This is a genomic window from Brevibacterium sp. AGC70 (assembly GCF_057334195.1).
The window spans coordinates 252,065-263,795 of record NZ_JBHFIH010000019.1 but is presented as its reverse complement, the minus strand read 5'-3'; the positions used below and the strand labels follow the sequence as shown (position 1 = coordinate 263,795).

Genomic DNA, 11,731 nt, shown 5'->3' with positions numbered 1-11,731 from the left:
ATATCGTGTGCAAACGATATCGCGCCTCAGGCATTTTTGTGCGCGGAGACGGGCGATGATCCTCCTGCAGCCGAACCCCGCCTCCGAGGGCCGCGGACCACCACCCCGATGACGGAATCGACCATGACGTTTGCGATGATTGCGTGTGGTCGACACGGGCGAACTGTCCCTGATCGGACAGCGTGATCAGATTGTGATCGTTGACACATTATGCAAAACGGACTTAACTGGTCAGTCGGAACGGAAGTGTCTTTCCATGATGCGAAAATAAATTTCTGTTGTGGAAGCTGTGTCCGTTTCTCTGCGCATGTTCAAGGCGCATGGTCGCCAACGATGATGTTGCCGACTGATCAAATCGAACAACTTGAGGTGGTCCATGAAAATGGCTGACAACGACCAACAGCGGGACACGAAGACCGCTGAAAACAGCAGCGGGAGTCCCGGTCTGCTCGACAGATTCTTCGAAATCACATCACGCGGATCCTCGGTCAAACAGGAGATCCGCGGAGGCATCGTCGCCTTCTTCGCGATGGCCTACATCGTCGTCCTCAACCCGCTCATCCTGGGCGGTTCCCAGGATGTCGCGGGCGGGGCGCTCGACTTCGCCCAACTGACCGCTGTCACCGGCCTCGTCGCCGGCGTCATCACGATCCTCTTCGGCGTCGTCGCGAAGCTCCCCTTCGCACTCGCCGCGGGGCTGGGCATGAACAGCTTCCTGGCCGTCTCCGTGGTCCAGGAAGTCACCTGGGCCGAAGCCATGGGGCTCGTGGTCATCAATGGTGTCATCATCGTCGTCCTCGGAGCCACCGGCATCCGAACCGCGATCTTCAACGCCGTGCCCCACGCCCTGAAGGTCGCGATCACCGTCGGAATCGGTCTGTTCATCGCGTTCATCGGCTTCGTCAACTCCGGCTTCGTCACCCGCACCCCGGCCGGGCCTCCCGTCCAGCTGGGACAGGACGGGTCGATTGCATCTCTGCCGACGCTGGTGTTCGTCTTCGCTCTCATCCTCATCGGTATTCTCGTCGCACGCCAGGTTCCGGGCGGAATACTCATCGGCATCATCGTGGCCACAATCGTCGCGATGGTCATCCAGGCCTTCGCGAAGCTGGGAACCGTGGGCGACCCGGTCAATCCGGACCCGGTGGGCTGGAACCTCGCCGCCCCCGAGATACCCAGTCAGGTCGTCGCATTGCCCGACTTCTCGCTCATCGGAGCCTTCGACCTGTTCGGGTCCTTTGAGCGCATCGGCGTCCTCGCTGCCACGATGCTCGTCTTCACCCTGGTGTTCACGAACTTCTTCGACGCCATGGGCACCATGACCGGCCTCGCCCGCAGCGCAGGGCTGCAGACCAAAGACGGAATGTTCCCCCGTATCCGCGGTGCATTCATCGTCGAGGGCATCGGTGCAGTTGCCGGTGGTGGAGCGTCCGCCTCGTCGAACACCGTGTTCGTCGACGCAGCGGCAGGTATCGCCGAAGGTGCTCGAACCGGACTCGCCGCCTGCATCACGGGTGTGCTGTTCCTGGTGTCGATGTTCTTCGCACCGCTCATCGGCGTCATCCCGATGGAAGCCGGAGCCGCCGCGCTCGTCGTCGTGGGCGCCATGATGGTCACGCAGATCCGCGAGATCGACATGAGCGACTTCCGCACCTCGCTGCCGGTGTTCCTGACCATGGTCACGATGCCGCTGACCTACTCGATCGCCAACGGAATCGGCGTCGGATTCATCTCCTGGGCCCTCATCCACGCGATGAGCAAGCGCGGCCGGGACGTTCACTGGCTCCTCTGGGTCGTGTCAGCTGGATTCGTGCTGTACTTCGTTCGCGGCCCGATTTCAGCTATGTTAGGTGGATGAGTGAAATGATTGGACATCTTGCTTGGGGAAAGGGCCAGATCGCACACGGCGATTGAGGCTCCGTCAGTCGCTGCACTGACGGGTCACCCAGCCAACCGGGTCACCACGTCAACTCGACACCACGTTCTTCGCTGCTGTTCGCATGGATAACCAGAAGTTTCGAAGAATGAAGCAAATGTTCTAACCATGCACTGTGCGCCGCATAGACGAGGCGCAGGAGGTAAGTGCGATGTCTGCTCCGGCAACTCAACGTTCCACCGCCCAGATCTCAGTGAACTCAACGGTTCACGAATTCGACGGGCCACCACACACCAATGCTCTGGACTTCCTTCGCGGAGTCGGCCTCACCGCAGCCAAGGAAGGCTGCGCCGAAGGCGAATGCGGGGCCTGCGCGATCATGGTCGCCCGCCCCGACGCCGATGGGACGACCCGTTGGACCTCGATCAACTCGTGCCTGCTGCCGGCCGCGGCACTCGACGGCCAGGAGGTCATCACGGCCGAAGGCCTCGCCGACGGTGAGTCCGTCCATCCCGTCCAGGAGGAGATGGCCGTGCGCGGCGGATCCCAATGCGGATACTGCACCCCTGGCTTCATCTGCTCGATGGCCGCCGAATACTACCGACCCGAACGTGCCGACGATGCCGCCGACCACCACTGCGGCCCCAACGGCTTCGACATCCACTCCCTGTCCGGCAACCTCTGTCGCTGCACCGGCTACCGCCCCATCCGCGACGCAGCCTACGCCCTCGGCCAGCCCGAAACCGGCGATACGATCGCACGGCGTCGGCAGAACCCGGCACCCACCTCGGCGAGCACCGATATCCACCGAGCCGATACGGCCACCGGTGAACCAGGACGCTACCGTCGCCCGTCCACCCTCGCCGAGGCGCTCGACATCCTGGCCGCCGAACCCGAGGCCCTCGTCGTCGCCGGCGCCACCGACTGGGGCGTCGAGGTCAACATCAAGGGGGCACGCGCCAAATCGATGCTCGCCATCGATCGCCTGCCAGAACTGCGCGGCATCCGCCGGACCGAGGACCATATCGAACTCGGTGCGGCTCATACCCTGAGTGAACTCGAACGTGAACTCGCCGGCTCGATCCCGCTGCTGGGCAAACTGATCCCGCAGTTCGCATCCCGACTCATCCGCAACGCCGCCACCATCGGCGGCAACCTCGGCACAGGCTCACCCATCGGCGACACCCCACCGGCACTCCTGGCCCTGGATGCACAGCTCGTGCTCACCTCGGTGCAGGGGTCACGGGTCGTGGACCTGGCCGAGTACTTCACCGGATACCGGCAGACCGTCCGCGCTGCCGGGGAACTCATCACCGCGATCCGCATCCCGCTGCCCCTGGCACCCATGACCTCGTTCCAGAAGATCGCGAAGCGCCGCTTCGACGACATCTCCTCGGTCGCGATCGGCTACGCCGTGAGTGTCGAGGACGGGATCGTGGCCAAGGCTCGGATCGGACTGGGTGGAGTCGCGGCCACCCCGCTGCGTGCTGACGCCACCGAGGCTCTGCTGGAAGGTTCCCCCTGGACGCTTGAGACCGTGCACGGCGCCGCAGAGACCCTCGCCGCCGAGGGCACCCCGATGGATGATCACCGGGCGAGTGCGAAATACCGGACCGCGATGCTGCGGTCCTCGTTGGAACGTTTCTATGCCGAACAGGAGGCAGGACGATGAGCCAGCTCTCACAGCGCCCCACCGACCCCATCGTCGGTGAGTCCCACCACCACGAAAGCGCCTTCGGCCACGTCACCGGAGCCGCCCTCTACACCGATGACCTCGTGGGGCGCCTCGCCGGAGTCCTCCACGCCTACCCGGTGCAGTCCACTCAGGCACACGCCGCGTTGAAATCCGTCGACATCGCGCCCGCCTACGAGGTGCCCGGAGTCGTCCGCGTGATCACGGCCGCAGACATTCCCGGTGTCAACGACCAGGGCGTCAAGCACGACGAGCCGATGCTTCCCGTCGACGAGGTCATGTTCTTCGGCCAGCCCATCGTCTGGGTTCTCGGCAACGATCTCGAAGCGGCGAAGGCCGGGGCAGCAGCCGTGACCGTCGACTACGATCCGCTGCCCTCCCTGGTCAGCGTCAGGGATGCGATCGAGGCGGAGAGCTTCCACGGCATCCAGCCCGTCATCGACAAGGGCGACGCCACCGGAGCCTTCGCCGATGCCGCACACGTGTTCGAAGGCGAATTCGAGTTCGCCGGCCAGGAGCACTTCTACCTCGAGACCCAGGCTTCACTGGCCCAGGTCGACGAGAGCGGGCAGATCTTCGTCCAGTGCTCGACGCAGCACCCCACCGAGACGCAGGACATCGTCTCCCATGTCCTCGGGGTTCCCGCCCACGAGGTGACCGTGCAGTGCCTGCGCATGGGCGGCGGCTTCGGGGGCAAGGAGATGCAGCCCCACGGGTACGCGGCTCTCGCAGCACTCGGCGCGAAGCTCACCGGTCGACCGGTGCGCTTGCGGCTCAACCGCACTCTCGACATCACAATGACCGGCAAACGCCACGGCTTCCACTCGTCCTGGAAGATCGGCTTCACCGCCGAGGGCAAGATCCTCGCCCTCGATGCCACGCTGACCGCCGACGGCGGGTGGAGTCTCGACCTGTCCGAGCCCGTGCTCACCAGAGCCATGTGCCACATCGACAACGCCTACTGGGTGCCCAACATCCGCGTGGCCGGTCGCATTGCCAAGTGCAACAAGACCTCGCAGACCGCCTTCCGCGGGTTCGGCGGCCCCCAGGGCATGCTGGTGATGGAGGACATCCTCGGCCGTGTCGCTCCGAAGCTGGGCCTATCCGCCCGTGAGCTTCGCCGCCGCAACTTCTACACCGCCGGACAGGACACCCCGTACTACCAGCCTGTGCGTCACCCCGAGCGGATGGAGGCGGCCTGGGACCAGGTCGTGTCCACCGCCGAGGTGGAGGCCAGAGAAGCTGAGATCGACCAGTTCAACGCGGGCAGCGAGAACGTCAAACGCGGACTCGCGCTGACCCCGGTGAAGTTCGGGATCTCGTTCAACCTCACGGCCTTCAACCAGGGCGGTGCACTCGTGCTCGTGTACAAGGACGGTTCTGTCCTCGTCACCCACGGCGGCACCGAGATGGGCCAGGGCCTGCACATGAAGATGCTGCAGGTCGCGGCCACGACGTTGGGTGTGCCTCTGTCCACGGTGCGGCTGGCGCCCACGCGTACGGATAAGGTCCCCAACACCTCGGCGACGGCGGCGAGCTCCGGCACCGACCTCAACGGCGGTGCGGTCAAAGACGCCTGTGAACAGATTCTGGGCCGCCTGACGCAGGTGGCCGCCGGGATCCTCGGGGCACCCGCGCACGAGGTCAGCGTCACCCGCGGCATCGTCAGCGCGCTGTCTTCGAAGAAGACCATTGCCTGGGAAGAGCTCATCAACGCCGCCTACTTCCAGCGGATCCAGCTCTCGGCCTCAGGGTTCTACCGGACCGAGGGGCTGCACTGGGACCTGTCGATCATGACCGGCGAGCCCTTCAAGTACTTCGCCTACGGAGTGGCAGCGAGCGAGGTCGAGGTCAACCGCTTCGACGGCTCCTACAGATTGCGTCGGGTCGACATCGTCCATGACGTCGGCGATTCTCTCTCACCGCTGATCGACCTCGGCCAGATCGAGGGCGGATTCGTCCAGGGCGCCGGATGGCTGACCCTGGAAGACCTGCGGTGGGACGAGTCAGACAAGCCCAGCCGGGGGCGCCTGGCGACCCAGGCCGCGAGCACGTACAAGATCCCCAGCTTCTCCGAGGCCCCGGAGGTCTTCAACGTCTCGCTGCTGGACAAGGCGCACGAAGAGGGCGCCGTCTACGGTTCCAAAGCTGTGGGCGAACCCCCGCTCATGCTCGCCTTCTCGGTCAGGGAGGCCCTGCGAGGTGCCGTGGCCGCGTTCGGTTCGGAGAACTTCGGCGCCCGCGGTCCATCGGTTGAGCTGGCGTCACCGGCGACACCCGAAGCCGTGTTCTGGGCCATCGAATCGGTGCGCGCACCTGTCACCGGCGACGCGGCTGCATCGGGGGATGCTGCTGCCGCGACGGCAGCGGAAGGCCTCAGTGTCCCATCATGACGTGGATGGACACAGCGGCCGAGCTTCGGAAGACTCGGGTGCCGGCCGTCCTCGTCACTCTCGCCTCGGTTCGCGGGCACGCCCCACGTGAGGCGGGAGCGAAGCTGATCGTCACTGCCGATGGCCTGCATGGGACCATCGGCGGCGGCAATCTGGAGATGACAGCCGTCACCCGCGCCCGCGAGATCCTCGCATCCGAGTCGGACTCCGAACCCGAGATGCTCACGCTGCGGCTCAACGACAAGGCACCGGCCAGATACGGACGCCAATGCTGCGGGGGAGAGGTCAGCGTTCTGCTCGAACCGCTGCCCGTTCCCGCCTCGGTGGCGATCTTCGGGATCGGCAACATCGGACTCGAACTGACCCGTATCCTGGCCCGCCACGACATCGACGTCCACGTCAGCGATTCCCGTCCCGAGCACCTCGAGGAGCTCGACCGATTGGAGCCGCCTGTGGCCCAGGTCCATCGCGAGTTCGCCGTCATCGGCGAAGAGGTGCTCCTCGGGCTGCCCCCGGGCACCCATGTACTCATCATGACCCACGACCACGCCGAGGATCTTCACCTCTGCGATGCGGCGCTGACCCGCGGTGACCTCGGCTCCATCGGGCTCATCGGCTCGAGCGCCAAATGGCAGCGGTTTCGGAAGAACCTCATCGCCGAAGGCCATGTGCCCGAGCTCGTCGACACCATCGACTGCCCGATCGGCCTGCCCGACCTGCCCGGCAAGCAGCCGGCGACGATCGCTCTCAGCGTCGCCGCCGACCTGCTGAGCCGCATGGTCTGAACCACTGACCTCATCATTCTTCACCTGCAAGGAGCACCACCATGTTCATCTGCCGCGCCCGTGTCTTCGACACACCGACCAGCCCCTTCGCCGGGGGCACCCTGCGCTCCGACTCGGACGTCGCTCTCGTCGTCGATGACGGACTGATCATCGCCCGCACCGACTTTGCGAGTGCGGTCTCAGGCCATCCCGACGCCGAGGTGGTCGACCTCCGTGCCGGCGTCCTCATCCCCGGCCTCATCGACACCCACGTCCACTACCCGCAGGTCCGCGCCATCGGCTACCTCGGCAAGCCGCTGCTCGAGTGGCTCGACCACTGTGCCCTGCCCGAAGAGGCCAAGCTCGGTGACGAGGCCTATGCGGCAGTCGTGGCCGGCGAGTTCCTCACCGGGCTGACCTCGGCGGGGACCACCTCGGCGATGGTCTTCGGTTCTCACTTCGCCACCGCGATGGACTCCTTCTTCACCCAGGCCGCCGAGATCGGTCTGCGGATCACATCGGGACTGGTCACCAGTGACAAGATGCTCCCAGAAACGCTGCTGACGAGCGTGGAGAGATCCGTGTCCGAGAGCCAGGACCTCATCGATCGCTGGCATGGGAAGGGCCATCTCCGGTATGCGGTGACCCCGCGCTTCTCGTTCTCAGCGGGTCAGGAGCTGTTGGCTGCCGGAGGCCAGCTGGTGGCGGACAACCCGGGCATCTGGGTGACTTCTCACCTCAATGAGAACCGCGACGAGATCGCCGGTGTCGCCGAGATGTTCCCTGAGGCACTCGACTACCTCGACACTTACGATCGGGCAGGACTGCTGGGGAGGCAGACGGTTCTGGCCCACAACGTCCATCCGAGCGATCGCGAACTGGCGCGGATGGCAGAAGTGGGGGCCGCCTCGGCGCACTGTCCGACATCGAACTCGAATCTGGCCAGCGGTTTCTTCCCGCTGCGCCGACACATCGAGGCCGGGGTTCGTGTGGCACTCGGCTCCGATGTGGGAGCGGGGACAGGATTCTCCCTCCTCAAGGAGGGCGTCCAGGCCTACTTCATGCAGCAGCTGGACCCGTCCGGCGGACTGCCGCTGGGCTCAGCACACCTTCTGCACCTGGCAACGGCCGCCGGCGCCGAGGCCTTGGAACTGTCAGATCAGGTCGGGGACCTGTCCGTAGGCAAGCGCTTCGACGCCGCCTACATCCAGCCGAGCGCTAGCGAGCCCTTGGCCGTGGGGCTGGAGCACGCCAGCAGCGATGACGACGCCTTGGCGAAGATCTTCGCCATGGGGACTCCGGCCGACATCGCCCGAGTGTGGGTCGACGGTCAGCTCGTCAAGGACTGAGCCCTCGTCCGGGGGCGAGCCTTCGTCAGGAACGGCGGTGCGCGACCTGCTTCACGTCGGGGGTGTCGACGATGTCCCCGCAGTCGATTGCGGCCTGGATCTCCTGGGCCTGCTCATCGGGCACGAGTGGGATCTCCTCGCCGTCGCAGTCGACGAAGACTCCGTCGATGAATTGATCGCCCTCGCGCAGATCCTTGAGGTTCGAGGGTGTGAGGAAGCGTGCCGGTTTCGCTGCGTAGACGGAAGGGTTGGTCGAATTTCCGAAGCTCAGTTCGTTGAACAGGAGATTCAGCAGCACCGCCATGATCGCGGCCGAGGAGATTCCCGAGTGGAGGATCGTCTGCACCCAGGCCGGGAAGTGCTCGTAGAAGTCGGGCTTGACCACGGGCACGAGGGCGAAGGCGAGGGATGCGGAGACGATGATGAGGTTCATGTTGCCGTCGAACTTCACCTCTTTGAGATTGCGGATGCCTGATCCCGAGACGGTTCCGAAGAGGATGAAGCCGGCGCCTCCGAGGACGGGCATCGGCACCGCAGCAACGACCTGACCGAGCACGGGCATGAGCCCCAGGAGAATGAGGATGACGCCGCCTGCAGAGACGACGAAGCGGGAGCGGACTCCGGTCAGCGCCACGAGTCCCACGTTCTGCGCGAAGGCCGACTGGGTGAAGGAGCCGAAGAAGGGTGCGATGACTGATGAGGCCATGTCAGCGCGCAGACCGGCCGCGACCCGTTTCTTGTCGACCGGGGTGCCGATGATCTCGCCGACGGCCAGCACATCGGCCGCAGTCTCGGTCTTGATCACGAGGATGACGATGAGCATCGACCCGATCGCCGCGAGGTCGAAGCTCGGTGCGCCGAAGGGAAGCAGGCCTGGGATCGCCACGGGAGCCCCCTGCCCGACCCCGGAGAAATCAGACATGCCCATGGCGGCACCGATGCCCGTGCCGATGACGAGGCCGAGCAGGATCGACAGCCGCGAGATGGCGGCCGAGCCGACCTTGCTCAGCAGCAGGATGACGGCGAAGGTGATGAAGGCCAGGGCGATGTTCTGCACGGAACCGTAGTCCGCAGCGGCCTCATCGCCGCCCATGGCCCAATCGGCCGCTGTCGGGATGAGCGTGAGACCGATGGCCGTGATGACCACCCCGGTGACCACAGGTGGGAAGAGGCGGATGATCCGCGCGAAGAACGGAGCGACGACGAAGCCGATGATGCTGGCGACGATGACCGCGCCGAATATGTCGCTGAGGCTGCCGCCACCGGTGAGAATGGCGAGCATCGTCGCGACACCGGCAAAGGAGACGCCCTGGATGAGCGGCAGCTTGGACCCGACCAGCGGGATCCCGATGCTCTGGATCAGCGTGGCGATGCCGCCGACGAAGAGGCTGGCGGTGACCAGGGCGACGAGCTGGTCGCCGTCGACGCCGGCTGCCTTGCCGATGATGAGGGGCACCGCGATGATGCCGCCGTACATGGTGAGGACATGCTGGAGCCCGTAGGCGAAGAGCTTGGGCACAGGGAGCCATGCGTCTTCGGGTCGCTTGGACCCGGGCGGGAGGGACTTCGTCGTCGAATTATCGGTCATATCTCAACCTTCCGGAGTAAGCCTCATTACTCTTCCGTATCGTGGATTCACTCTTCCATAAAGTGTGATGTGCACTACGTTCTGCCTCTTTTTCCGTGAAGTCAAATAGGCGATTCGGGTAGCTGGTTTCGGCGCTGGGGGCAAATGCCTGGCGGCGAGCCGGTTCCGAAGATTTCTGACTTACCCGCCCTGGAGGGTTGACTCCGTCTCTATCGCCTGCTTATGCTTGATTTCATCAAACGGAAAGTAATTTCCACAATACGGAAAACAATGAATCCGCACTCGCAGAGACGCGAAGGAGAATCCCATGACGACATTCGATTTCACCAATGCCGACAGCTACATCCTCAACTGCTCCACCCTGCTCACCGAACTGCCCGTGATGGAGCGGGCTCAGGCCGCCAAGGACGCCGGTTTCAGCCAGGTCGAGTTCTGGTGGCCCTTCGACGGCAACCCGAGGCCCACCTCGGCGGCGGTCGATGAGTTCATCGCCTCACTCGACAAGGCCGGAGTCGAACTCAGGGGTCTGAACTTCTGGGCCGGGAACATGGCCGCCGGCGACCGGGGCATGGTCTCGATCAAGGGCGCAGAAGCGGACTTCGCGGCCAACGTCGAGATCGTCGTCGAGATCGGCCGCCGTACAGGCTGCCGAGCCTTCAACGCCCTCTACGGTCTGCGCACCGAAGGCCAGGCGCCCGAGGAGCAGGACGAGGTCGGGCTCGAGAACCTCAAGTTCGCGGCCGACGCCGTGGCCGCCATCGAGGGAACCGTCCTTGTCGAGCCCGTCTCCGGAGCTGATGACTACCCGCTCAAGCGCGCCTCAGATGCCGCCGAGGTGGTCCAGCGGGTCCGTGCTCAGGGCGTTGCCAACATCGCCGTCCTCGCCGACTTCTTTCACATGTCGATCAACGGCGACGACGTGGCCGCAGTCATCGAAGCCGACGCCGCGAAGTTCGGACACATCCAGATCGCCGACGCCGCCGGCCGCGGAGCACCAGGTACGGGCGAGCTGCCCTTGCAGGACTGGATCGACCGCTCCTACGAACTCGGCTACACCGGCTCCATCGCCCTCGAATACAAGCAGGACCGCGCCACCGCATTCGAATGGCTCGCGAACTGAATCTGCCTCCACCTCCAGCTTTCCGCACCAGATAGGACACGAACATGAGCAAGACAATCGCATTCATCGGACTCGGAATCATGGGCCTGCCGATGGCCAAGAATCTCGTCGGCGCCGGCTTCACCGTCCGCGGGTACAACCGCTCACCCGAGAAGGCCGCCGAACTCGCGAAAGCGGGCGGCCAGGCCGCAGGCACCATCGCCGAGGCGGTCGACGGTGCCGACGTCATCATCACCATGGTCCCGGATTCCCCGGACGTCGAAGACGTGTTGACCGGCGAGGACGGAATTCTCGCCCACGCCGAGGCCGGCGCGTACTGGATCGACAACTCGACCATCCGTCCCGACGTTGCCAAGAGCCTCTCCGATCAGGCGGCCGAGAAGGGACTCAAGCCTCTCGATGCACCGGTCTCCGGTGGCGAGGCAGGAGCGATCAACGGCGCACTGTCGATCATGGTCGGCGGCGCACAGGCTGACTTCGATGCGGTAGCCGATGTCTTCGACGCGGTCGGCAAGACAATCGTCCTCGTCGGGCCCTCTGGGTCGGGCCAGACCGTGAAGGCCGCGAACCAGCTCATCGTCGCGGGAAACATCGAACTCCTCGCCGAGGCAGTCGTCTTCCTTGAGGCCTACGGGGTCGAGACCACCTCGGCGCTGCAGGTCCTCGGTGGGGGACTGGCCGGATCGAAGGTCCTCGAGCAAAAGGGGCAGAAGATGCTCGACCGCTCCTTCGACCCCGGGTTCCGACTGGCGCTGCACCACAAGGACATGGGCATCGTCACCGCCGCAGCCCGCGAGGCCGGCGTCGCGATCCCACTCGGATCGGCCGTCGCGCAGCTCGTCGCCTCGACCGTCCAGCAGGGCAATGGGGGACTCGACCACTCGGGCCTCTTCACCGTCGTCGAGCAGCTCTCAGGGAAGAAGTAGACACCACCACGAACCGCGCCCG

At 64.9% G+C, this 11,731-nt stretch carries 8 protein-coding genes; 7 read left to right on the top strand and 1 reads right to left on the bottom strand.

The window, feature by feature from the left end:
- The first annotated feature begins 382 nt into the window (after positions 1–382).
- The 5 genes from ACE03M_RS18905 (at position 383) to guaD (ending at position 8,075) form a co-directional block, all read left to right on the top strand.
- Positions 383–1,858: an NCS2 family permease gene (locus ACE03M_RS18905; protein WP_485935529.1), complete on the top strand. Its 1,476-nt coding sequence runs from the start codon at positions 383–385 to the stop codon at positions 1,856–1,858.
- A 229-nt stretch (positions 1,859–2,087) separates the two neighbouring features.
- Entirely contained in the window at positions 2,088–3,548 is a 1,461-nt protein-coding gene (locus tag ACE03M_RS18900; protein ID WP_485935527.1) for a xanthine dehydrogenase small subunit, read from the top strand.
- Positions 3,545–5,962 carry a xanthine dehydrogenase molybdopterin binding subunit gene (gene xdhB / locus ACE03M_RS18895; RefSeq protein WP_485935525.1) on the top strand — a complete coding sequence of 806 codons (2,418 nt, stop codon included), beginning with the start codon at positions 3,545–3,547 and terminating at the stop codon, positions 5,960–5,962. The genes ACE03M_RS18900 and xdhB overlap by 4 nt, the downstream gene beginning before the upstream one ends.
- A complete protein-coding gene (gene xdhC / locus ACE03M_RS18890; protein ID WP_485935523.1) occupies positions 5,959–6,747 on the top strand; it encodes a xanthine dehydrogenase accessory protein XdhC in 789 nt (262 codons plus the stop codon). Before xdhB ends, xdhC begins: the two co-directional genes overlap by 4 nt.
- A 41-nt stretch (positions 6,748–6,788) precedes the next feature.
- Positions 6,789–8,075: a guanine deaminase gene (gene guaD, locus ACE03M_RS18885; protein WP_485935521.1), complete on the top strand. Its 1,287-nt coding sequence runs from the start codon at positions 6,789–6,791 to the stop codon at positions 8,073–8,075.
- Between the two features lie 25 nt (positions 8,076–8,100).
- On the opposite strand, the gene ACE03M_RS18880 is transcribed toward guaD, so the two are convergent.
- The gene (locus tag ACE03M_RS18880) at positions 8,101–9,663 is read right to left on the bottom strand and encodes a nucleobase:cation symporter-2 family protein (protein WP_485935519.1); all 1,563 of its coding nucleotides are present in this window, start codon (positions 9,661–9,663) and stop codon (positions 8,101–8,103) included.
- Positions 9,664–9,970: 307 nt separating this feature from the next.
- Here ACE03M_RS18880 and ACE03M_RS18875 point away from each other — a divergent pair, with 307 nt between their 5' ends.
- Entirely contained in the window at positions 9,971–10,783 is an 813-nt protein-coding gene (locus ACE03M_RS18875; protein ID WP_485935517.1) for a hydroxypyruvate isomerase family protein, read from the top strand.
- A gap of 44 nt (positions 10,784–10,827) precedes the next feature.
- The gene (locus tag ACE03M_RS18870; protein WP_143922190.1) at positions 10,828–11,709 is read left to right on the top strand and encodes a 2-hydroxy-3-oxopropionate reductase; all 882 of its coding nucleotides are present in this window, start codon (positions 10,828–10,830) and stop codon (positions 11,707–11,709) included.
- Positions 11,710–11,731 lie beyond the last annotated feature (22 nt).

What these genes read in the sequence shown, in the direction of transcription:
- xdhB (WP_485935525.1), top strand. Translation starts at nt 3,545, where the DNA reads ATGAGCCAGCTCTCACAGCGCCCCACCGACCCCATCGTCGGTGAGTCC.
- ACE03M_RS18900 (WP_485935527.1), top strand. Translation starts at nt 2,088, where the DNA reads ATGTCTGCTCCGGCAACTCAACGTTCCACCGCCCAGATCTCAGTGAAC.
- ACE03M_RS18870 (WP_143922190.1), top strand. Translation starts at nt 10,828, where the DNA reads ATGAGCAAGACAATCGCATTCATCGGACTCGGAATCATGGGCCTGCCG.
- ACE03M_RS18905 (WP_485935529.1), top strand. Translation starts at nt 383, where the DNA reads ATGGCTGACAACGACCAACAGCGGGACACGAAGACCGCTGAAAACAGC.
- ACE03M_RS18880 (WP_485935519.1), bottom strand. Translation starts at nt 9,663, where the DNA reads ATGACCGATAATTCGACGACGAAGTCCCTCCCGCCCGGGTCCAAGCGA.
- xdhC (WP_485935523.1), top strand. Translation starts at nt 5,959, where the DNA reads ATGACGTGGATGGACACAGCGGCCGAGCTTCGGAAGACTCGGGTGCCG.
- ACE03M_RS18875 (WP_485935517.1), top strand. Translation starts at nt 9,971, where the DNA reads ATGACGACATTCGATTTCACCAATGCCGACAGCTACATCCTCAACTGC.
- guaD (WP_485935521.1), top strand. Translation starts at nt 6,789, where the DNA reads ATGTTCATCTGCCGCGCCCGTGTCTTCGACACACCGACCAGCCCCTTC.